This is a genomic window from Sphingomonas bisphenolicum, from assembly GCF_024349785.1.
Taxonomy (GTDB): domain Bacteria; phylum Pseudomonadota; class Alphaproteobacteria; order Sphingomonadales; family Sphingomonadaceae; genus Sphingobium; species Sphingobium bisphenolicum.
On the sequence record NZ_AP018817.1, the window covers coordinates 1,957,992 to 1,980,181 of the forward strand.

General features: G+C 59.8%; 23 protein-coding genes and 1 pseudogene. 8 read left to right on the forward strand and 16 right to left on the reverse strand.

The window, feature by feature from the left end:
• The first annotated feature begins 1 nt into the window (after nt 1).
• The 5 genes from SBA_RS09670 to SBA_RS09690 are packed head-to-tail and all read left to right on the forward strand — an operon-like array spanning nt 2 to nt 4,035.
• The gene (locus tag SBA_RS09670) at nt 2-982 is read left to right on the forward strand and encodes a thiamine pyrophosphate-dependent dehydrogenase E1 component subunit alpha (RefSeq protein WP_261934255.1); all 981 of its coding nucleotides are present in this window, start codon (nt 2-4) and stop codon (nt 980-982) included.
• Nucleotides 983-993: 11 nt separating this feature from the next.
• Nucleotides 994-1,965, forward strand: a complete 972-nt coding sequence (locus SBA_RS09675; protein ID WP_261934256.1) for an alpha-ketoacid dehydrogenase subunit beta — start codon at nt 994-996, stop codon at nt 1,963-1,965.
• A gap of 18 nt (nt 1,966-1,983) precedes the next feature.
• Nucleotides 1,984-2,223, forward strand: a complete 240-nt coding sequence (locus SBA_RS09680; RefSeq protein ID WP_261934257.1) for a lipoyl domain-containing protein — start codon at nt 1,984-1,986, stop codon at nt 2,221-2,223.
• 35 nt (nt 2,224-2,258) lie between these two features.
• Entirely contained in the window at nt 2,259-3,158 is a 900-nt protein-coding gene (locus SBA_RS09685) for an SDR family NAD(P)-dependent oxidoreductase (protein ID WP_261934258.1), read from the forward strand.
• 22 nt (nt 3,159-3,180) lie between these two features.
• Nucleotides 3,181-4,035: an SDR family NAD(P)-dependent oxidoreductase gene (locus tag SBA_RS09690; protein WP_224550684.1), complete on the forward strand. Its 855-nt coding sequence runs from the start codon at nt 3,181-3,183 to the stop codon at nt 4,033-4,035.
• A 384-nt stretch (nt 4,036-4,419) separates the two neighbouring features.
• Here the strand turns inward: SBA_RS09690 and SBA_RS09695 are convergent, their stop codons facing one another.
• From SBA_RS09695 to SBA_RS09750, 12 genes and pseudogenes are all read right to left on the reverse strand, one after another.
• Nucleotides 4,420-4,653 (reverse strand): hypothetical protein, encoded by a 234-nt coding sequence (locus tag SBA_RS09695; RefSeq protein ID WP_261934259.1) that lies wholly within the window; start codon nt 4,651-4,653, stop codon nt 4,420-4,422.
• A gap of 217 nt (nt 4,654-4,870) precedes the next feature.
• Nucleotides 4,871-5,599: an IS21-like element helper ATPase IstB gene (gene istB / locus SBA_RS09700; RefSeq protein ID WP_261934260.1), complete on the reverse strand. Its 729-nt coding sequence runs from the start codon at nt 5,597-5,599 to the stop codon at nt 4,871-4,873.
• Nucleotides 5,586-6,389: pseudogene (locus tag SBA_RS09705) on the reverse strand (Mu transposase domain-containing protein); the annotation flags it as partial. The pseudogene SBA_RS09705 and the gene istB, both read right to left, overlap by 14 nt.
• Complete coding sequence (locus tag SBA_RS09710; RefSeq protein ID WP_261934261.1) at nt 6,292-6,543, reverse strand: SDR family NAD(P)-dependent oxidoreductase; 252 nt, start codon at nt 6,541-6,543, stop codon at nt 6,292-6,294. The gene SBA_RS09710 and the pseudogene SBA_RS09705, both read right to left, overlap by 98 nt.
• A 69-nt stretch (nt 6,544-6,612) precedes the next feature.
• Nucleotides 6,613-7,110 carry a VOC family protein gene (locus SBA_RS09715; protein WP_261934262.1) on the reverse strand — a complete coding sequence of 166 codons (498 nt, stop codon included), beginning with the start codon at nt 7,108-7,110 and terminating at the stop codon, nt 6,613-6,615.
• Between the two features lie 36 nt (nt 7,111-7,146).
• Entirely contained in the window at nt 7,147-8,268 is a 1,122-nt protein-coding gene (locus SBA_RS09720) for an aldo/keto reductase (RefSeq protein ID WP_261934263.1), read from the reverse strand.
• Between the two features lie 7 nt (nt 8,269-8,275).
• Nucleotides 8,276-8,827 carry a nuclear transport factor 2 family protein gene (locus SBA_RS09725; RefSeq protein WP_261934264.1) on the reverse strand — a complete coding sequence of 184 codons (552 nt, stop codon included), beginning with the start codon at nt 8,825-8,827 and terminating at the stop codon, nt 8,276-8,278.
• Nucleotides 8,824-9,843, reverse strand: a complete 1,020-nt coding sequence (locus tag SBA_RS09730; RefSeq protein ID WP_261934265.1) for an NADPH:quinone oxidoreductase family protein — start codon at nt 9,841-9,843, stop codon at nt 8,824-8,826. Before SBA_RS09730 ends, SBA_RS09725 begins: the two co-directional genes overlap by 4 nt.
• Entirely contained in the window at nt 9,840-11,081 is a 1,242-nt protein-coding gene (locus SBA_RS09735; RefSeq protein ID WP_261934266.1) for a cytochrome P450, read from the reverse strand. The genes SBA_RS09730 and SBA_RS09735 overlap by 4 nt, the downstream gene beginning before the upstream one ends.
• A 67-nt stretch (nt 11,082-11,148) precedes the next feature.
• The gene (locus tag SBA_RS09740) at nt 11,149-12,234 is read right to left on the reverse strand and encodes an LLM class flavin-dependent oxidoreductase (RefSeq protein ID WP_261934267.1); all 1,086 of its coding nucleotides are present in this window, start codon (nt 12,232-12,234) and stop codon (nt 11,149-11,151) included.
• A 46-nt stretch (nt 12,235-12,280) separates the two neighbouring features.
• The gene (locus SBA_RS09745) at nt 12,281-13,105 is read right to left on the reverse strand and encodes an SDR family NAD(P)-dependent oxidoreductase (RefSeq protein WP_148648348.1); all 825 of its coding nucleotides are present in this window, start codon (nt 13,103-13,105) and stop codon (nt 12,281-12,283) included.
• Between the two features lie 28 nt (nt 13,106-13,133).
• Nucleotides 13,134-15,278: a TonB-dependent receptor gene (locus SBA_RS09750; RefSeq protein ID WP_261934268.1), complete on the reverse strand. Its 2,145-nt coding sequence runs from the start codon at nt 15,276-15,278 to the stop codon at nt 13,134-13,136.
• Between the two features lie 664 nt (nt 15,279-15,942).
• Here SBA_RS09750 and SBA_RS09755 point away from each other — a divergent pair.
• Nucleotides 15,943-16,575, forward strand: coding sequence for a hypothetical protein (locus SBA_RS09755; RefSeq protein WP_261934269.1), 633 nt, complete (start codon nt 15,943-15,945; stop codon nt 16,573-16,575).
• A 118-nt stretch (nt 16,576-16,693) separates the two neighbouring features.
• Here SBA_RS09755 and SBA_RS09760 read toward each other — a convergent pair whose 3' ends face one another.
• The 4 genes from SBA_RS09760 to SBA_RS09775 all read right to left on the reverse strand — a co-directional run bounded on the left by SBA_RS09760 (nt 16,694) and on the right by SBA_RS09775 (nt 20,379).
• Entirely contained in the window at nt 16,694-17,470 is a 777-nt protein-coding gene (locus tag SBA_RS09760; protein WP_261934270.1) for an SDR family NAD(P)-dependent oxidoreductase, read from the reverse strand.
• Between the two features lie 244 nt (nt 17,471-17,714).
• Entirely contained in the window at nt 17,715-18,812 is a 1,098-nt protein-coding gene (locus SBA_RS09765) for an LLM class flavin-dependent oxidoreductase (RefSeq protein ID WP_261936713.1), read from the reverse strand.
• 147 nt (nt 18,813-18,959) lie between these two features.
• The gene (locus SBA_RS09770; RefSeq protein ID WP_009821818.1) at nt 18,960-19,538 is read right to left on the reverse strand and encodes a TetR/AcrR family transcriptional regulator; all 579 of its coding nucleotides are present in this window, start codon (nt 19,536-19,538) and stop codon (nt 18,960-18,962) included.
• Between the two features lie 136 nt (nt 19,539-19,674).
• Nucleotides 19,675-20,379 carry a MerR family transcriptional regulator gene (locus SBA_RS09775; RefSeq protein WP_261934271.1) on the reverse strand — a complete coding sequence of 235 codons (705 nt, stop codon included), beginning with the start codon at nt 20,377-20,379 and terminating at the stop codon, nt 19,675-19,677.
• 156 nt (nt 20,380-20,535) lie between these two features.
• On the opposite strand from SBA_RS09775, the gene SBA_RS09780 reads away from it, so the two are divergent.
• Complete coding sequence (locus tag SBA_RS09780) at nt 20,536-21,789, forward strand: cytochrome P450 (RefSeq protein WP_066602705.1); 1,254 nt, start codon at nt 20,536-20,538, stop codon at nt 21,787-21,789.
• A gap of 4 nt (nt 21,790-21,793) precedes the next feature.
• The gene (locus SBA_RS09785) at nt 21,794-22,111 is read left to right on the forward strand and encodes a 2Fe-2S iron-sulfur cluster-binding protein (RefSeq protein ID WP_009821815.1); all 318 of its coding nucleotides are present in this window, start codon (nt 21,794-21,796) and stop codon (nt 22,109-22,111) included.
• Nucleotides 22,112-22,190: the final 79 nt, after the last annotated feature.

Sequence of the window (22,190 nt, forward strand, 5' to 3'; positions counted from 1 at the left end):
AATGCAAAACGACGTTCAATCCGAAGCCTATCTTCGGATGCTGAAGATCCGCGGCTTCGAACAGGCCGTCACCCGTCTGGTGACAGAGGGTGAAGTGCCGGGCGCGGTCCATACCAGCATCGGCCAGGAAGCCGCTATCGTGGGCGCCTGCATGGCGCTCAAACTGGACGACTATATTTCAGGGACGCACCGTTCGCATGGCCATCCCATCGGCAAGGGCGCGGATCTGAAACCACTGATGGCCGAAATCCTGGGCAAGGCGACGGGCATATGCAAGGGCCGGGGTGGCTCCATGCATTTCACCGACAAGTCCGTGGGCAGCATCGGTGAATCCGCCATCGTGGGGGGTGGCATTCCGATCGCCACAGGCGCCGCGCTGACCGCGCAGGTCAGGAATAGCGGCCAGGTCGCGTTGACCTTCTTCGGTGACGGCGCGTCCAACGAAGGCGTCCTTGCGGAATGCCTGAACATGGCGGCGGTCTGGAAACTGCCCATCATCTTCTTCTGCGAGAATAACGGCTATGCGGCGGTCACCTCTGCCGCCGCCAGTCATGGGCAGCCGGATATCGCCAAGCGTGGCGAAGGGTATGGCGTCCCCGGCGTCATCGTCGACGGGCAGGATTTCGCTGCGGTCCATGCCGTGACGGAAGCGGCCGTCGCCCGCGCTCGTCGCGGCGACGGGCCGACACTGATCGAGGCAAAAACCTATCGCTTCGATGAACATTGCGTCGGCCTGTTCATCAAGGGCGGCTACCGACCCGCCGAAGAAATCGATCATTTCAGGAATGAGCGTGATCCGGTGACCCTGCTCCGCAACAGCCTGCTGGCCGATGGCATGAGCGAACGCGCCGTCGTGGAGATCGAAGCACAGGCTGCAGGCCTGATTGAGGAAGCAGTGGCCTTCGCCAAGGAAAGCCCCTTCCCCGATCCCCAGGAAGCGTTCGAGCTGGTTCACGCCAATCCCATTCCGATCCGCCGTTGAGGACGCCCATCATGACCGAAAAGAGCAAGCGGATGACCTATCTCGACGCGCTGGGGCTGGCGCAGCGCGAGGAACTGGAAGGTCGCGACGACACCATCATCATCGGCGAAGATATCGCCCTCTATGCCGCAGGCGGCGCCTATGGGGACATACATCCCAGTCGCATCCGCAGCGCGCCGATTTCCGAATGCGGCTTTGCCGGCATGGCCGTCGGCGCAGCCATTACCGGGCTGCGGCCGATCGTCGACCTGACCATCGCCAATTTCATCTATCTCGCCGCCGATCCCATCATCAATCAGGCAGCGCGTTTGCGCTATATGACCGGCGGTCAGTTCAAGGTGCCGGTGACGTATCGCGCGTCCATGTGGCACGGCCAGGCCAATGCCGCCCAGCATTCCGATCGCCCCTATCCGATGTTCATGAACATCCCCGGCCTGAAGATTGTCTGTCCCGCCACGCCCGAAGACGCCAAGGGCCTGTTGAAGGCGGCGATCCGGGATGACGACCCGGTCATCGTGTTCGAGGACAACGACCTGTGGGGCAAAAAGGGCGATGTGCCTCTGGACACGGAATTCGTCGTGCCGATCGGCAAGGCAAAGACACATCGCGCAGGGTCCGACGTCTCGATCATCTCGATTTCGGGTTGTTTGCGCCATGCACTCAAGGCTGCGGACGCTCTGGCGACGGAGGGTATCCATGCCGACGTGATTGACCTGCGCACGCTGCTTCCACTCGATAACGACGCGATTCTGGGCACGCTCGCCAGGACCGGCCGTGTGGTCATCGTCGACCCGGCGCACCGCACCATGGGGGCCGCGGCCGAAATCGCGGCGATCATCGTCGAGGATGGGTTCGACATGTTGAGGAAGCCGGTGAAGCGCGTCGTCACGCCGGACGTGCCGATTCCGTTCAGCCCGCCGATGGAGGCGCCGCTCTATCCCAATCCTGAGAAGATCGCCGCCGCCGTGCGCGAACTGATGTGAGCCATCCGGAGAGAGACTATGCGCGTCAAGGTTGTAATGCCCAAATGGGGCACGGGCATGAACGAAGGCACGATCGTTAAATGGCTGAAATCCGTCGGTGATCGTGTCGAATCGGGTGAGATGCTCGTCGAGATCGAGACGTCGAAATCGACCCAGGAAATGGAGGCGCCCGCGTCGGGCACCCTGACCGAGATATTGCTGCCCGAAGGCGAGGAAGCGGAAGTCCGCACGCATATCGCGACCATCGTAACGGACTGACTGGGCTTGGCCCGTATCCCCAACAGGAGCCGGTAATGATGCAGAGACCCGATATTGCAGGGAAGGTGGCGCTGGTCACGGGCAGCAGCAGGGGGATCGGCCGTGCGATCGCGCAGCGGCTGGCGGCTGCGGGCGCGACGGTCGTCGTCACCGGCCGATCGCTGGCGGAACCTGCAGCCGGCCATCGCGCCGGGGCGAGCGTGACGCTATCCGGCACATTGGAGGAAACTGTCGCGCTCGTGGAAAAAGCTGGGGGCAAGGCCATTGCTATTGCGGCAGATCTGGAGGTCGAGGCGGAGTGTCGATCGCTGATCGATCGCGCGGCGGCGGCGGCTGGCGGTCGGCTCGACATATTGGTCAACAATGCCGGGTTCGTGGACTTTGAACCCATGGCCGACATGCCGCTGGCAGTCTTCGATCGCACAGTGACGCATTATCTGCGCGCCCCATTCATCCTGAGCCAGGCCGCCATTCCCTTCATGCGCAAGGTCGGCGCGGGCTGGATCGTCAACATCAGTTCGCAGGATGCGTTGCCGCCGATCAGGCCCTATCCCGATTTCGAACGATATCGCGGCTATGTGATCTACGCGGCAGCCAAGGCCGCACTCAACCGTATGACCCAGGGTCTTGCCGCGGAATTGCAGCCGGAGAATATCGCGGTGAATGCGGTGGCCCCGTCGACGGCGATCCGCACGCCTGGCGCCGACGCCATGATACCGGAAGACTTCCCGACGGAAGACGTCGCATATCTTGCGGAAACCGTGTTGGCCATGAGCTATCTGCCGGCAGCGGAACGCAGTGGCCTGATCGGTTTCAGCATGCATTTCCCCTGGCATCAGAACATTCCGGTGCGCAGCCTGGATGGCATGGACACATTGCCCCGCCGGGAGCCTCCGCACTGGTCGCATCCGGCGATCGACAAAACCGACAAATGATCGGCGCGAAAGGGAGGGGGCCATGAACAAGGCAGAGATTTTCAAGGGCAGGACGGCTGTCATCACCGGTGCAGGCAGCGGAATTGGCGAAGGGTTGGCGCGTGTCGCTGCGGCGATCGGCATGAATGTCGTGCTTGCCGACGTGGTCGAGGATCGGATCGCGCGGCTGGCTGTGGGAATCGAAGCCGCCGGCGGATCGGCGTTGCCGGTCGCGACCGACGTTGGCGATGTCGCCGCGCTCGAACGCCTCGCCGACGCCGCCTATGGCCGATATGGCGAAGTCGGACTGCTGGTGAACAATGCCGGAATCGAAACCATCGGGTTCAGCTGGGAGATTTCAGGCGATACCTGGGATAGGCTGCTGTCGATCAACGTGCGGGGCGTTGTCCATGGCTGCCGCATTTTTGCGCGGCATATGCTGGAAAGCGGCAAGCCCGGCTATATTGCGAACGTTGCGTCCATAGGCGCCCTGGGCATGATGCCCACCCAGGCGCCCTATATGATGAGCAAACATGCCGTGTTGAGCTTCACCGAATGCCTCTATCTCGAAATGCAACTCAAGAAAGCGCCGATCCATGTTTCGGCGGTGTTGCCTGCCCAGGTGGCGACGCGCATTTTCGAGGATGCGCCGACGGATCGCCAGTCCGGCTTCATCGAGCGTCAGCGCGAGATGATGCACGCCATGATCTCCCAGAGCGGGTTGACGCCGATGGAAGCGGGCGAGGCCATTCTGGACGGTATCGCGTCCGGCGCATTCTGGGTATCCACCCATCCCGAAACAACAGCGCAGATGGCGCGCGCACGTTCCGATTATCTGGCGAATCTCGCCAATCCAGCCTTGGCGGATCAGGCGGAGGCTCTGTTGCTTGCCGAATAATCGCGGTAGCGGAAATCATCGCTGAAGGACGGCGGGCGTGGATCGGCCAGGCCGCAGGAGAGCTGTCTCCTCGACGCTGTCGTGCGATCTACCTGCGCCGATAGCGGAAGTACCAGACCATAAGTGTAAAAATCACTTAAAGTATTGATAAATATATAAAATATATTAAGTTTTGTGCGGATATTTCAGCAGGAATAATCACCGGGTAATCACTGAATTTCTGACCGAATCGCGATGTTAGAGATGATGCCGCATTTTTTATTGGCAGGCGCTCAATAAGGCTTGGCAACGCGCCGGCAGTTTGCTGACGGCCAGACCGAAAGTCGTGGCGGGGTACTGCGAACCTGAACCCAGTCAGGATTTTCCTTGTAGTCTGCTCCTCTTTCAGCTTCGCCCGGGCAGTTTCATCCCCTGGGAAAAGATTGACCAGAAGGCTTCCGCAACTTCACGGCCACTCAAATTGCCGTCAGGCGTAAACCAGCGATGTGTCCAATTGAGCATGCCGAACAAAGCAGTCGCTGCGAGGCGATGCGGTATGTCGCTCCGTAGTTCGCCTGACGCCATCGCTTCCCGAACGAAGCGCATAAGCATTTGATCGAAGAGGCGTGTCTTGAGCATAAGCTGATGCGTGGCCGGCGCCCGCTCAGCGATAGGGTGCTGTCAATCGGCGTGCAAACGGGACCCCCTATCGGCGCGCAAAAGGGACCCCATTTCAAGATGGCGCAAGGTTGATCTGACGCGCTCTCCTGCGCTGCGCGCGGCGTAGGGAGGGCGTAGCCCGACCGAAGGCGCGCGCAGCGCAAAGCATCTTTTAATTGAGGGCCGATGGGGAGGATCAGCTCCGGTTTTTGAAGCGCCAGCTGTCATTGCCGGTCTCGACTATGTCGCAATGATGGGTGACGCGATCCAGGAGCGCGGTGGTCATCTTGGGATCACCGAACACGGTGGGCCACTCCCCGAAGGCGAGGTTGGTGGTGATGATGACACTGGTTTGCTCGTAGAGCTTGCTGATCAGATGGAACAGCAACTGGCCGCCCGATCGGGCGAACGGCAGATACCCCAGTTCATCGAGCACGATGAGATCGAGGCGGGATAGCTGGGCGGCGAGTGTGCCGCTTTTGCCGATCCTGGCCTCCTCTTCGAGACGGGTCACAAGATCAACGGTGTTGAAGTAGCGGCCCCGCGCACCCGAGCGCACGACATTAGCGGTGATGGCGATGGCCAGATGGGTCTTTCCGGTGCCTGTACCGCCGACCAGGACGATATTGCGCCGCGCGGGCAGGAACGCGCCGCTGTGCAATGAACGCACCAGTCCTTCGTTGATCGGGGTGCCCTCGAACCGGAAGGCGTCGATGTCCTTCACGATCGGCAGCCTCGCGGCCGCCATCCGGTATCGGATCGACGCGGCGTGGCGATGCGTCGCTTCCGCCCTCAGAAGATCGGTCAATATCTCCATCGTGGTGCGCTGGCGCTGAAGGCCGGTGGTGACCGCATCGTCGAACGCGCCTGCCATGCCTTTGAGCCCGAGCCCGCGCATGGCCTCGATCATGTCATGCCGCTGCATCGAAGGTCCTCAGCTGGTCGTAACGGGCACAGTCGGCGATCGGAGGATGGCGCAGCGCGCTGTCCTCGGAGGTGATGATCGTGAGTGGACGCGGCGGTTCCCGGCGTCGCGCCAGGATGTTCAGGATCAGGTCGTCGCTTGCCGTGCCCGTCGCCAGTGCCTCGCGCACCGCCGCTTCGACAGGCTCCAGGCCATCGGTCAACACAGCCGACAGCACACGGACGAACCGGCGATCAGCATCGTCGCCATTACCCAGCTTGCGGCGCAGGCGGGCAAGCGCCGGTGGCAGATCCCAGCCCTGGAAGGGGGCGCCGTTCCGCAGCGCGCCGGGCTTGCGGGCCAGCACCGGCAGATAATGCCAGGGATCATAGATCGTGCGGTTGCGCCCGAAGTAGCGAGGATGTTCGGCGACAACCTCCTCGCCGCAGCGAACGACGATACGATCGGCATAGGCGCGGACCTGCACAGTGCGCCGTGCCACCGTCGAGAGCACCGAGTAACGGTTGCGGTCGAAGCTGATCAGGCAGGTGCCCGTCACGGCATGCTCGCTCTCATTGAAGCCGTCGAACGGCCCCAGCATCGGCTGCAGCGCGGATCGTTCGATCTCCAGCACCTGCGCCACGGTCAGCTCTCCCTGTTCGGGATGGGCCTGCCGTTCCGCCCAGCGCCGACACTCGGCCTCCAGCCAGCCATTAAGCTCTTCGAGGCTGGCGAACCGCAGCCGGGGCTGGAAGAAGCGGCCACGGATCGTCTGCACCTGGTTCTCGACCTGGCCCTTCTCCCATCCCGCCCGAGCCCAGACGGGCAGCGACTTCCTCCTGCCTTCCGCTCACATCAACCGCGAAGACTTGCGCGCCTTCGCGGTGAAACGTTTCGACGATCGCGGCGCCGATGCCTGACCCCGCACCGGTCACGATCGCGACTTTCCCTTTCAGCAATGCCATGGCAGCCTCTCCTTGTGTTGATTGATATTGTTTCGACGCCGAACGCCGATCGTTTCCTGGCGAATGGCGTCAGCGCGACTTGGCCGCCACTTTCCATTCCGGCTGCGTGGTCGCGAAAGCGAACGGACCGTCATCGATCACCTGCAGCAGTTCGACGACATTGCCGTCCGGGTCGCGGCCGTAGGTGGCAAGCAGCGGGCGATCCGCCGCCACCGTCGGGGGACAATGGAATTCCATGCCGGCCTCGCTCAATCGCCGATACTCGGCCTCGATGTCGTCGACGGCAAAGCAGATGTGCGTGAAGCCTGGTTTGGATACTGGGCGAGCAGGCGTGTGTTCGCCCGGATCGGGAGAGCTGAACTGGAATAGTTCGATACAATGATTGCCACCGCTGAGCAGCATGAACCGGGCGGCCGAATTGGGAAGGCCCACGATCTTGTCGAGTTCCGGCGCGCCCGACCAGCCATCGTCGCACAATCTAGCGAGTCCGAACATGTCGGCGTACCAAGTGGCCAGGCTTTCTATGTCCCGAGTGGCGATGGCGGTATGGTGTATGCCCAAAATCATCCTGTCATTCCTTGAAACCTGTATCGCCAACCCGCTCTATGCCTGCGCAGGGCTGTCGATCATCACGTCGGTGTAGCTGAAGTTCGCGTTTTGCTTGGCGTCGGCGCTGGTGCCGATTCCGTCGTCGCGATGCCGATCGATGCGGTCGAAAAGGCCGGCATAGACGAAGCCTTTTGCCGACTCGAAAAAGTCGTGCGGGAACCCGAGCTCGACCGCACTCGCGCTGTCCAGCTGGCCAAGTTGATCATCCGACAGTTCGACGTCCAGGGACGCAAGGTTGGTCTCAAGCTGGTCCGCGCTCGAAGCGCCAATTACGGGAATGATGCGCTTCTTCAGCATCCATTTGAGCGCTGCTTGAGATGGGGTGCAGCCGGCCTCCTGTGCGACGGCGTCAAGCGCGCGCGCGATTGTCAAATTGCGTTCGGACAGGGCCTTGTAGGGTACATTGTCCATTCTACGGGAGCCGCCCGCATTCTTATTAGCGGTATATTTTCCGGTGAGGATGCCACCGCCGAGCGGCGACCAGGCAACCATGCCGATGTCCAGCGCGCGCGACATCGGGACGATCTCTCGATCGGGAGTGCGCTCCACGAGGCTATATTCGAACTGATTGACCACGAAAGGCGACCAGCCCATCCGATCTGCCAGTTCGTTGCATCGGGAAATGACCCAGGCCGGCGCGTCGCTGATGCCGGCATAGAGTATCTTGCCCTGTCGAATGAGATCATCGAGCCCGCGCAGGACCTCTTCCGGACGTGTCGTGAAATCCCAGGTGTGAACGTAGAAGATATCGACATAGTCGGTCTTGAGACGTTTGAGACTGCCTTCAAGGCTCTGCACCATATTCTTGCGCTGATTGCCGGCGCTGTTGGCGTGCGCCGTCTCGCCGGGTAGGTTGTCGGTATATTTTGTCCCCAGCACGGTGCTGTTGCGCTGAGCAGGGGTGAGTATGTTGCCAAGTATCTCTTCGGCCTGGCCCGACCCGTAGACGTTGGACGTGTCGATGAAATTACCCCCCTGTCCTAAGAACAGGTTGAGTTGGGACCGACAGCCAGCTTCGTCACATCCCCAGCCCCAGGCAGTGCCGAATGTCATGGTGCCAAGGCAGAATTCCGACACCCGAAGGCCCGAGCGACCCAGTAGCTTGTACTTCATCATGGCGATCCTATCCCTCGTCCTGCAACGTCATTTTTTCGTGCATGATGTACACGGCGTCGGTGCGTTCACGCTTCCCGGTGGTGAAGAGTTCGAGGGGGATTTGTGCTTCCTGCCCGGCCCAGTTCTCGACCTTGTGCCAATCGAGCACGACGGTGCGTTCATCGATTTTCCAGACGCCGTTTCGTTTAGAGAAGCGATCGACGTAGCGAGCGCCCATCACATCGACGATTACCGGTCCTCCGTTTCGCCGCTTGAGATGCACCATGACCTGGGATTCACTTATTGCTACGTCACCTCTCACCTCGATCAGGGCGTTCGTGATCGAATGGGTGGTCCAGGCATTTTCCTGGCGCAAGCGATCGACGACAAAAGGAGCGAAATCATGACCGCGCCCCGACCAATAGCCATGATCGTCAAAGGCATCGTCATGATAGATGTCGCGGACCAAATCCTCATCCAGGCGGTCGACGCCACGGCAATAGCGATGAAGGACTTCCGTGATCGCCTGCTTGGCGAGCAATTCTTCCAGTTCCGGCAAAATATCGCTCCCGTCGGTCATTGGCTGAAAGGCGTGAGCACCAGCTTGCCGGCTGTCTTGCGCGACAAAAGGTCGTTCAAGGCAGCCGCGGCGCTCTCCATGGGGTAGGTCTTGTGAATGTGCGGCGTGATCCGGCCTTCGGCCATCAGCCGCCAAAGCGCTTCGAAATTGGCCACGTGGCCGTCAGGATCGATCTCGCTAAATCGGCCCCAATAGACGCCAACTGCTGAGTACCCCTTGAGCAGCAGCAGATTGACGGGGAGCACGGGAATTTCCCCGCTCGTGAACCCAATGACGAGAAGACGCCCTTCCCAGGCCATCGCACGGGACATTTCTGCAAACGCCTTGCCACCAGTGACGTCGATGCAGATGTCGGCGCCGTGTCCGGCCGTCTCCGACTTGATCTGCTTTCCGAGCTCACCCTCAACATAAACGATGGCGGATTTTGCGCCTGCTGCCAGCGCCAGTTCCAGCTTCGTTGCGGAACTGCCAATGGCAATCACCTCGGCACCGAGCGCCGATGCGATGTCTACAGCGGCTAGTCCGACGCCGCCTGTGGCGCCCAGCACGACGACCTGCTGGCCCGGCTTCACTCCACCACGCTGCACCAGCGCATGATAGGCCGTACCATAGGCCGCGTAGATGCCAGCCGCCGTGACATCATCGACATCCGCGGGCACACCCACCGCGAGCTCGCCGCGGACATCGACATATTCAGCGAAGCCACCATACCCCGACGCGGTCAACCCAACAACGCGCGTTCCAACGGACCAGCCGCCCGCCGCGTCACCGACTTCGATGATTTCGCCGGCGACTTCGAATCCGGGCGCGAAAGGAAGTTCGGGGCGCAGCTGATATTTGCCGAGCATGATCAGGGTATCGGGAAAGTTGATACCAGACGCCATGACCCTGATCCGGACGTTGGCTGGATCAAGCGGGGGCAGTGCGACCGAAGACACGCGTAATGTGTCGGGCGGACCATATTCGAAACATAGGACTGCCTTGGTGACGTCCAAGGTGGTGCTATCAGTCGTCACGCCGCCTCCCATTCCAGATGCACATTGTCGACCGACGCAACGACGCCAGACTCGAAGCGCGGCTCGCAGCCCTCGACCACATGGAAGGCCGGAATGCGCCGGAGCCATTCCTCCAGCAGGATCGTGGTTTCCAGCCGGGCCAGATGCAGACCTGCGCAGCGATGCGGGCCTTCCCCGAATGTCGAATGGGAAATGCGGCTGCGATGGAAATCGAGCGCCCAGGGATCGGGGTTCTGCTGCTCGTCGAGGCCCGCCAGAGGCGTCGGCAGCAATACCATCTCCCCGGCCTTCAGTTCGACCCCGTCGAGTTCGATGTCCTTGGCAATCATGCGAGCCGCAGCGACGAGCGGGAAACGACGGAACATTTCTTCCACCGCGCGCCGTAGCTCTTCAGGGTTGTCCCGCAGGATGGCGACCGTCTCGGGGTGCCGACCAAGATGGTCCATCATCATGTTCATGAAGTTCGTGACCGAATCGAGGCCGGCCAGCAGCAGCAGCGAAATCATGCCGAGCAGCTTCTGCCGCTCCATCATCGCGCCGTTGATATCCGTGTTCACGCACAGGGAGATGATGTCCGTGCCGGGCTTGCCGCGCCGCGCGTCGATGATCGGCCCAACGTAATCGAAAAAGCCCTTGTTGGCGCGGTCCAGATTGGCGGCCATCTCTTCAGGGGAGTTGCCACCCGGCCGCGTCATGCCACTGGCGAGAGCGCGCAGCTTGGGCGAATCCTCCATCGGCAGGTCGGCCATGGTCATGAATACCTGGATGGGAAACTCGGCGGAAAATTCCTCGACGAAATCGCACGTGCCGCGATCCGCGAACTGGTCAATCAGGCTGGCTGCCAGAGCACGCACCTGCGGCTCGCGCTCGCGTATGGCGCGCAGGTTGAGCCCCTTGTCGACGACCGCGCGATAGGGACGGTGTTCGGGCGGGTCCATTTTCGAGGGGACCATCGCATATTTTTCCCCAGCCGCTTTCGGGATGAAAAGTACCTGGCTCGAAAAGCGATCGGGATCGGTGTAAATCTCTCGGATCAGCGCGCCGGTCGTGGCAACCCAGTGGCCACCATTGAAGGGGCTCCATACCAGGCCGGGAAGCTTCTCATCCTGAAGGCGCTTCCAGGCTTTGAGATAGCCGTCGGTTTCGATCCCGTCCGGCTTGTACATGTCTATATCGTACAGACGGTCCGCTGGCACATGGGGCGGCGGGGACGTCCTTGCCCGATCATCTGTTTCCATAACGTCCATCTCCATTTTCAAGCCGGTGTCCTAGTCCCGGAGCGCAGCTCCGGGACTAGGTTTGCGGTCAGATTTCGATCTTGGCGGTGACTTCCTGTGCGAACCGCTGCAGCGATTCCTTCGCCGGGGCCGGGTCGTCGATATAGTCGTGCGAATTGACGCAAAGCTGCCCGAACGAGCCGACCTGATCGATCAGCGTCTCGATCTTCTCGGCGACCGTCTCGGGCGATCCACACAACCAGACATGTTCGGCCAGGAAGTCCATGTCCAGTTGATCAGGCGTCAGATCCTTGCCGGAATCAGCGATGATGCCAGCGAACAGATCGAATTTTTTGTAGATCGGAAACAGATATTTTTCCCAGCTTTCCGCAAGGCCGCTGGATAACGCCCGGCGCTTGGCTTCGGCATCCGTGTCGGCAATGAAGACTTCGCGGCATATGGTGAACCGCTTGCGATCGGGTGTGTGGCCGCTCGCTTCCATGGCGGCTGACCAGGTATCCCAATGCGCCTTCATCTGGGCGGTGCCGCCAAAGAAGGAGATCGGGCTGTAGTTGCGCTCGCCGGCGAACTTCATCGACGGGGATTTTGTAGAGAGGCCGGTCACTGCGATCTCCATGCCCGGATGGGGGCTGTTATCGGCGATCTCGACGTTGTAGCCGGGCATATCGTCGGGGCCGGGGAAGCCGGCCTGGTAGAAATTCCCCTTGAACTTGAAGGGTTCCCGCTTCCACACCTGCTGCATCACGTCGAGCGCTTCCAGTTGGCGCTCCGGAAGTCCGCCGATCCCGTCGAACCCGTTCAGAATGGCGTCGGTGTGATGGCCACCTGGCGCCACGCCCAGATAGTAGCGGTCGCCCAGCACGCGGCTCAGCCAGCCGATTCGCACTGCGAGCGTCGCGGGATTATGATAGGGCAGCAAATGCGCCATCGGTGCGAACCGGAGGGTCTTCGTCATTGGCGCGGCGGCGGCGATCACGGCTTCGGGTACGGGAATATTCTCGCGCGCCAGCGTATAATGTTCGCCGACCAGAAAATCCTTATATCCCGCCTCGTCGCATGTGCGGGCGAGATCGAGCGACCATTCGAACATCTCCAGCGGCGTGCGATGGGGCTTGTTGTAGGGTGTGTGAAAGATGCCGGCACGCAATGCCATGATGTAAAATCCTCTTCAAAATGCGGAATTGGGCAGGGCTAGGACTTCACTGGTCCCCAAGGTCAGGAGTCACGCCGCCCATGACGGAGAGTCCGCCGTCGATCACATGCTGCGCGCCGGTCGTGAAATAGGACTCGTCGGAGGCGAGATAGAGGGCGAGGTAAGCTACATCGATGGGCCGCCCCAGTCGGCGAAGCGGCTGGACGGATGCAGCAGCATCCATGGCGTTCTGGGTGGGAAAAGCTTCTTCCACCATCGAGGTGAGAATGACGCCCGGCGCGATGGAATTGACGCGAATATTGAACCCGGCCAGTTCGATCGCAGCGGCGCGCGTGAGAGCGTCTACCGCGCCCTTGCTTGCCGTGTAGGCGGTGAAGCGCCCGCAGGCGTTGACGACTGCCAGCGAGGAGACGTTCACGATGGAGCCGCCGCCGGCTGCCTTCATGATCGGGATGAGGGTTTGCATGCCTACCATCTGGCCCCAGGCGTTGACGTCCATCGTCCGGGTCCAATGCTCATGGGTCAGCACGTCGTAGGTCGCCGGCGCGAGGATGCCGGCGTTGTTGACCAGAATGGTGATCGGACCAAAGCTCTCCGCCGCCGCCTTCACCGCGTCCTTCCAGTCGGCCTCCTTCGAAACGTCGAGCGAGACCGCGAGCGCGCTATCCTGATGCTTTGCGTTGATCTCTGCCGCGACCTTCTGCGCGGCACCGAAATTGACGTCGGCGACGATCACCTTGGCGCCTTCATCTGCAAACAGGCGGGCTTCGGCCTCACCCTGGCCGGTGCCGGAGCCCGTCACGATCGCGACCTTGCCATTCAGTCTTGCCATCTCATCTGTCCTTTTTGTGGTGAGCTGGCGGGGCGCCAAAATTCGACCCGTCAGCCCAAAGTTGAAGCTAGAATTCGAAGCGGACCTCGGCGCCGTACGTCCGCGGGACCCCGGGTAGGACACTCTGCACGCCCAGCACTGCTCCCAGGGCGAAGCCGCCGACGATGTATTTCTCGTTCGTCAGGTTCTTCACGTAGGTCGCGACGGAGACGTTGCTGCCCTGGATTTTCTTCCATTCCAGCCGGGCATTGGCGAGCGTGTAGCCCTTGACCTCCGTTCCCGGCAGGATCGAGGCGTTGAGGTTGGAGTAATAATATTTGCTCTGGGAATAGAGGTCGCCGCGCAGCGCGATTTCGCCGCCATCGCCGGCGAGCGGGAAGGACGCGCTGAAGAAGGCTGAACCCGAATATTTGGGCGTGTCGGCATAAGGGCCGAAACCGAATTGCCCGCTTCCGACATTCGCGATCGGATTCGTGTAGCGGGCATCGGTGTAGGAGAAGACGCCCCCGACCTGCAGCCAGTCGGCCAACTGAATCGAGCCTTCGACTTCGGCGCCGCTGACGCGTGCCTTCTTCACATTGCCCGAGACCGCGCTGACATCGATGTAGACCGCCCGGATCACATTCTTGATATACTGGTCGAACAGCGCAACATTCAGGCTCGCCCGTCGACCTCCGACATAGCCCTGAAACTTCGCGCCCAGCTCGAAATCGTAGGTGGTTTCTGGCTCATACTGATTTGCGAGCGAGACGCCGTTTACCACGGTGAAGGCAGTGCCGTTGAACCCGCCAGTGCGCCAACTGCCACGCTGGGACGCATAGACCATCAGCGACGGCGTCACCTTGTAGTCGATGCTCAGGTTCCAGCTTGGTTTCGATACTTTGAGCTCGGCCGGACCAACGCCCAGAATCGCGTTGATGTCGCCAGCCAAAGGCTTGTATTTCGCCAGCTCCCAGGTGTAGCGCGCGCCTGCCGTGAAGTTCAGGTCAGGCGCCAGCTCATAGGAAGCCTGCCCGAACAACGCCTTCGAATAGTTATCAAACTGGAATGTGCGCAGGATATAAACGGCATCGGGCGTGTCGGAGAAAATCCCCAAAGGCTGGTTTTGGCGGTTCATGCCGTGGAAAAAATAGGCGCCAAGGATATAATCCAGCTTACCGTCGAGCGCCTTGCCCTGAAGCTGCAATTCGTTCGATATCTGATCGTCGGTATAGGTGTATCCGAGCGAATTATCGGGATAGAAGCCCACGATCAGCGGGGTGAACGGCAGGCCGTCGACATCCGTTTTGTCGTTGGACTTCACATAATTATAGCCTGCGATGTTCTTGATCGTCAGATCATCGGACAGGTCATAGGTCGTGGTGTTGACGACCATATACTGGTTCGCTCGGTGCCCGGCGTCCGTATTGGTATAGGTATCGTAAAAGCCGGAATTCTTGGTTTTCTCGATATAGTCGTCCAGCGAGCTGAAGGCGTTGGCGACCAGCGGGTAGGTGATCTGAACGCCCGGCTGATACACAGCCGCAGTCGGTAGTGCAGGCGAGAGCAGGAAGCCGTTATTGACCTCGCCGACCTTGAAGATCCGATCTGCCTTTAGCGACGTGCTGCGCCCGCGGTAACGGCCATATTGGAAAAGAGTCGTGTTGGTCAGTTTATCAGACAGTTCCAGCCGCAAGGAAGGCCGGATCGTGAGATTGTCGAGCGAACCATGCTTGATGTTCAGCAGAAGGTTTCTCTGGAAGCCATCCCGCTTGTTATACTGGGCTGCCAGGCGGAAGGCTCCAAAATCGCCGAGAGGGACATTTACAGCGCCTTCGATCCGACGATCGTTGTAGTTACCGTAGGCAACTTCGCCATAGCCCTCGAACGCGCCCATCTTGGGTGCTGCGGACTGATACAGCACCGCGCCGCCCGTGGCGTTTCTGCCGAACAAAGTCCCTTGCGGTCCCTTGATGACCTGGATGCTCTCCAGGTCGAAGAAGGAGGATGCAGACGACCCCTGGGTATTGAACTCGTTGAAATAGATAAGGACGGCAGGCGAGGCGAAAGAGAAAGCGTCGATCGACTGACCGCGAAGGGAAAAGTTGGTCTGGTTGGAAGATCCCGTCTGACGCACCGTCAGGCCGGCCGTAGCCGACTGGAGGTCCGCTTCGGTGAGGATGCCTCGATCGTTGATCGCCTGATTGCCGAACGCTTCGACCGCGACAGGCACGTCCGAGAGCTTTTCCTCGCGTCGTCGCGCAGTGACCACAATATCTTGAGCTGCCGACGGGGAGACAGCGCGTTCAGCGGCGCCTGTGGATCGGCAGGATTAGCGTCCTGTGCGTGAGCAACGACGCTGGGCAGCCATGCGGCTGAAGCGCACAGCATAAATCGATAAGCACAATGCTTCATGACATCCATCCCCTAAGATGATTGCTTATTTATTCTTTTATAAAATCTGCGTATTTTTTGCGCAGTTATCGAACGGAGATTTTTATAAATCGCCGACTTATTAGTTTTTCTAATTTAACTTCCACAGGCAGAGATTCGACTATCTTCTGGGCTTGCCTGATGCTTTGGATATGCCTAGCCTGAATTACTGTCAAGTGACTTAAATTTGTAGGGGGAGCGCCTCAAAGGGTTCGGTTGAAGCGCCGGTACGATTAGCCACAAAGGGCGGAATTCCGCGCGGGTGAACGCTTGCGATAGGCGCGGAGGATCGTTTAAACCTCTGCCAAACCGACATCATCGTCGGTCATTGATATGGGAGGAGGCGGCATCCACGGTTCAGCGGAGCTGATGCGGGCGTGAGTCGTACGCCGCGATCAGCAATGGGCGGTGCGAACTGGTCGCCTCGTTCCATGGTTCGAAGCTTTAAGGGAAGCTGGTCTTGAATGGCGTATAAGACGAGTGAGATCACGAGGGAGCGGTTGATACGCTCAGGTGAATGGCTTTTGGCGCGGCGCGGTGTCGGGAGTGTGTCCGCACGCGAAGTCGCAAAACATGCGGAAATGAAAAACAACTTCTCCGTCTCCTATCACTTCGGCTCAATGGATGGGCTGATCCGCAATATCTTGCGCGATCGCGTCATCGGGCTGGAAGGCAGTCGACAAGAGCTGATCGACGCGGGCATCGCGAATGGAGAATTTTCTCTTAGATTTTGGCTGGAATGCCTTCTGCATCCGCAACTTCAGGCACGCGACAATGACGGCTATCACGCCTACGCCTCAATATTATGCCAGTATCTGCCTCACTATTATCCCAAAGGCTTTCCGTGGCAGGAGGACGGGAATGGCGATTTGACCCCTGCGTTCAATCGCATAGTCAAAGGGTTGCGCAGTTGTGTCCCGGATTTGCCCTCCGATATCTTCGACCGCCGCCTGACCAATGCCTCCTTGCTGTATCTGAACGTGCTGGTAGGTCTCTCGGGTGAACCATCGCTGGATGCGACAGGGAGTGAGCATTATCTCATTAAGGATGCGATCAGGCAAAGCATCGCAGTGCTGACGGCTGAGTGGATCGATTGACTGGCATTGAGCGGCTGAAGGGCCGGCTCCCATAAATGGAACCAGCCCTGCCAATACAAGGACATCATTCGATCGACCCCAAGCAGCTGAGGGCATGCCCTTGATCGGGCCGCCTTCGCTAGCGAACCGAAACCAGCCCGCCATCGACCGCAAGCATCTGGCCGGTAATGAAACGCGAAGCGTCGCTCGCGAGAAACACCAGTACAGGCGCCAGATCCTTGTCAGGGTCTCCGAACTTTCCCCCAAGCGGAATGGCAGTTTGGACCTCATGGTCATGTCGTGCGAGCGCTTCCTGCGACAAAGCGTCCCGGAATTTCTGATACATGGGCGTGACGACATAGGGGAGTATCGCGTTGACCCGGATCCCGTCCGGTCCCCACTGTCGGGCAACCGATCGTGTCCACGTGTGGACGGCGCCCTTGGTCGCGCCATAGACAGCATTGTCCGGCTCGCCCGTCAGACCTGACTCCGAACCGAAGTTTATGATCGCCCCATTACCGCTAGGCTTCATCGCGAGATAGGCGGCGCCATTCGTATTCATGGTGCCCAGAACATTTATGTCGAACAGGCGGCGGTATGCGGCTTCGTCGACCTGGATGACGTCAACGAACGATTGCACGCCTGCGACATTTACCATCACGTCCAGACCGCCCAACCGCGCAGTAGCTTCTTCAAAAGCCTTGTCTACCGCGCTGCGGTTCGTGACATCGAGCAGTTGAAAGGTCGCTTGACCTGGCCCGTGCTCACTCGCCTCAGCCGCCGTTCGATGTCCGAGTTCCTCCTGCAGGTCCATTGCGACGGTCGTTGCGCCGGCGGCGACGTAGGCCCGCACGATCGCTGCACCGATCCCCTGTGCGCCGCCAGTGACGATTATCTTCTTGCCAGCGAGGTCCATTCCAAAACTCCTGATTAAGTCCGCGATGGGCGGGAGAGGGTAGTCAAAGCTCTGTCCCGCGCCGACGAGAGACGGTCGGCGCGAGATAGGTTTTTCGTCTGCCTCGAAGCCCGTCAGTCCGACCCGCTGGTTCCGCGTCGCGCGTTGGGTTTACCAGCGGAACGGTTCTGCAAATCTGGACGAAGAGGTTCGAAAGCTGCATCAAGAGCGGTGGACGCCGTCTTCTTGATGGAGATGTCATGCGTCAGGCAGGAACAGACGCTCCCACTTTTGGCATGACCTCTTGCGCAAAGCGCTGGAGCGACTCATTTGCGGGGGCCATGTCGTCAATATTGTCATGCGAATTGATGCACAGCATGCCCCATGGCCCGACCTTGTCGACAAGAGCCTCGATCTTCTGTGTCACGGTTTCGCTCGAACCGCAGAGCCACACGTGCTCGGCAAGGAAATCCATGTCGACTTCATCTGCGCTGATATCGACCCCAGAATCCTTGATGATCCCGTCGAGCAGCTTGAACTTCTTGTAGATCGGCAGGAGATAATGCTCCCAGCTGTAGCCAAGGCCGCCTGAGATCGCTCGGCGCTTCGCTTCCGCATCAGTATCCGCGACGAACACCTCGCGACAGACGCGAAGCCGCTCCCGTTCCGGCGTAAAGCCCGCTTCTCGCATGGCGGTCGACCAGGTTTCCCAGTGCGAAATCATTTGATCGACACCACCAAAAAACGAGATCGGGCTGTAATTGCGCTCACCGGCGAACTTCATCGAGTTCGAATTGGCCGAGAGCGCGGTGACGGCGATTTCGAACGGCGACTCTTTCCATAATCCGTTCTTGGCGATGGTCACGTCATAGCCGGGCATATCGCCAGGACCAGGAAATCCTGCTCTGTAGAAATCACCTGCGAAGCGGAACGGCTCTTCCTGCCAGACCTTCTCCATGATCGTGAGCGCCTCAATCTGCCGTGCGGGCAATTGCGACAGATTCTCGAAGCCGTGCAGGATCGCGTCGGTATGGTGACCGCCTGGGCCGACGCCGAGATAGTAACGTCCTTCGAGCACCTGACTGAGCCAACCGATGCGGATCGCGAGCGTTGCAGGGTCGTGGTAAGGGAGAAGGTGCGCCATCGGCGCGAACCGAAGCTTTTCCGTTACCATCGCGGCAGATGCGATGATCGCCTCGGGCATGGGAATGTTTTCCAGGGCGAGAGTGTAATGCTCGCCCACCAGAAAGTCAGAAAATCCCGCCTTGTCGCATATCTGCGCCAGCTCGATGGACCAATCGAAGATCTGCTTCGGGGTCCGCTGAGGCTGGTTGTAGGGGGTGTGAAACAATCCGCACTTCATCACGCATCTCTCCTGTGCCGGGGGCCTGACGCGCATGGAAAGCAGACGTCAGGGCAGGGTTATGGGCAGCCTTTCACAGCAGCTCTCGTCGTTACCGGACATAAATGACCGCTTATTAAGCGATTCGTCAACGCCAATGTTGATGATTTATTTTTTCCGCGCGGCCGTGGGTGGCTGCAGCCCTTCCATGACGAGGCGCAGGGCGCGATCGAATTCGCGATCGCGGTCGTCCTGATCCCATTCCGTCGCGCCGGCCGCCAGCATCATGGTGAGGCGGTGAACTTCGGTGATAGCGAAGTCGGATCGAATAAGACCGGCACGCTGGGCGCGTGCGATCGGAACGGAGCAGACCCCCTCCATGCGAGCGCGCAGCACGGCGATTGCCTGGCGACCTTCGGCGCCATGCTGGATGGCTACTGCGTTGGCCAGCGCTGCGTAATCGGTGCGGCTCTCGCACATCTTCCTGACCATCAGGAGAAAGGTGTCGGGCCGGTCGTGATGTTCGTCCGCTATTGCCGCGACATCCTCGATGCGACGTTCCATAACCGCAAGAGCGAGCGCGTATCGATCGGCAAAATTCCGGTAGAGCGTAGTACGGCCGACGGAAGCCTCCGCAGCGATCGCATCAAGCGCCACGGCATATCCGTGCCTCGCGAATATCGTCGCCGCCGCTGCGATAATCCGCTCACGCCGATCTTTGGCATCTCTGCGCACACCCAATTCCATTCGTCTTATCCGGACAATATTGTCCGTAACCGTTCCAGTTGCTTCTAACCAGCCTAATCGAAAGGGGTTTGGCGGTCGAAAATCCCTTCTTGCGTTTGCTGGCACGATGTCTGGATCGGAAGAGAGCCGCGACGGCCTAGCGGTCGCCCGTCTCGAGGGACCGATGTATGTTGGTCATAAAAGCCTTGATCCGAAGAAGGCCGAAGAAATCGAGCATTAGTGGCAGAGCTATCTGGAGCATCCTGGCGGCATCTTCTTCACTGATCGCGCCATCCGACCCGCTGAAGAATATCGATGCCTCATGCCGGGCGACCAGTTCCGCGGCTTCGCGATAGAAGCTGATATTTTCCGGAGGGAAGCCCTGCTCCTCGACAAATCCCGCTTCCCGTATCTTTCCCCATATTTCCACAAGTCGCGCATCGGTCAGGCTGAGGCTGCAACCGCTCTCGGTCGGCAAAAGCGTCAGCATACCCATGGCCTCGAACGCACGGGCATCGCGTTCGGCGCGGGGATAGCGCTCGCAAAGGCTTTGCAAAGAGACCGATGTCGGATGCTCCAGTCCGAAAGAGCGTGACAGCAAAGCCTCCAGGTGACTGTAAGCCGATGCGGGACCTGGGCGTTCGAGCGCTTCCCCCGACAGGGCGGATCTGATCTCCTTGAGCGTCATGCGCGAAGTCTGTTGCAAATGCCTGATCGTGGCGATGCCGCTGACGTGACCCTCGTCATATTCCGCAGCATTGCGCGCTGGGCGCTGTGGCTCGGGCAGCAGGCCTTCACGGATCATGATCCGTATGACCTCGCGATCAACACCGGTCCGCTCTTCTAGTTCGCGCATCTTCATGTCGACTACCTAAGCGCGTGACCGCGTTCGGCGCAAATGTTTCGGATCAACGCCAGCGTTGAAACTTCTTGCGCGGCATTTTTCGTGCGTGTAAAGAACACGCATGGCCCGGGAACGGCTGGGCATGTTGAGATAAGGAGAGCGATCTTGGCTACGATGCCTGAACATGTCCCTGAAACGATGTCGCGCGCCCGCGCTCCCCGCCCGGAGCATATTCCCGAGCAATATGTGCATGAAATCGACATGTATGCGCTCGAAGGCATCGAGCAGGGCTATCATGAGGCGTGGAAGAATATCCCCAAGCCCGACATGCCAGATCTCATCTGGACCCCCTTTACCGGCGGTCACTGGATCGCGACCAATGGGGATACCGTCCGCGAGGTCTACAGTGATCCTACCCGCTTCTCGAGCGAGGTCATTTTCCTGCCGAAGGAAGCTGGCGAAAAATATGAGATGGTCCCGACCCGCATGGACCCGCCCGAGCATACGCCTTACCGCAAGGCGCTCGACAAGGGCTTGAGCCTCGCCCAGATTCGCAAGGTTGAATCGAAAGTGCGCGAGGTCGCGGTCGATCTCATCGACAGTTTCGTCAGCCGGGGCGAATGCGACTTCTCGGCCGAATATGCCAATGTCTTCCCTGTAAGGGTCTTCATGGCGCTTGCAGACCTCCCCGAAAGCGACGTGCCTACGCTCAGCCGCTTCGCCAAGATGATGACGCGCCCGGAGGGCAACACGCCCGAGGAAATGGCCAAGCATCTTGAGGAAGGCAATAAGGGCTTCTTCGCCTATGTCGAGCCGATCATCCAGGCCCGTCGAGGCAAGGAGGGCGAAGATCTGATCACCGTCATGGTGAATGCCGAGATCAACGGCGAGCGGATCACGCACGACAAGGCGCTCGGTCTCATTTCCCTGCTTCTGCTGGGTGGTCTCGATACGGTCGTGAACTTCCTCAGCTTCATGATGATTCACCTTGCGAAGAACCCGCAGGTCGTCGAGGAATTGCGCGCTGATCCGCTGAAGCTGATGCGCAGCGCGGAAGAGATGTTTCGGCGTTTTCCGGTGGTTTCCGAGGCACGCATGGTCGCGAAGGACCAGGATTTCCGTGGTATCGAACTCAAGCGGGGCGACATGATCTTGCTGCCGACCGCATTGCATGGCCTGGACGACCAGTTGAACGACGATCCCTGGCGCATCAATCTCGAACGTCGCGGCATCTCGCACAGCACCTTCGGCGGTGGTCCTCATCGCTGCGCCGGCCTCCACCTTGCGCGCATGGAAGTGATCGTCACCATCGAGGAATGGCTCAAGCGCATTCCCACCTTCGCCATGAAGCCAGGAGCGCAGCCTATCTATCATTCCGGCATTGTTGCAGCTGTCGACAATGTCCCTCTTATCTGGTCGGAGCGCTGAACTTATGCCGAGTATCAATGTCATGACGCGAACGGGCGAGTCGCGCATAATCGAAGTGGTTGAAGGCATCAGCGTAATGGAAGCGGTGAGGGACGCCGGGATCGACGAGCTGCTGGCGCTATGTGGCGGATGCTGTTCCTGCGCGACCTGCCATGTCTATGTGGCTGAGGAGTTTGAAGACCGGCTGCCCGCGCTCTCCGATGATGAAAACGACCTGTTGGACAGTTCCGATCACCGGAACGAGCGCTCGCGTCTGGCCTGTCAGCTCGTGGTCAATGCGGGCATGAACGGGATGGCGTTGACGATCGCGCCTGAAGACTGACCTTACCCGATAGGACGACTAAACTGCGGAGCGCGCCCTACCGGTCGCGCTCCGTACGTCGTTCGAGCAGTGTATGTTG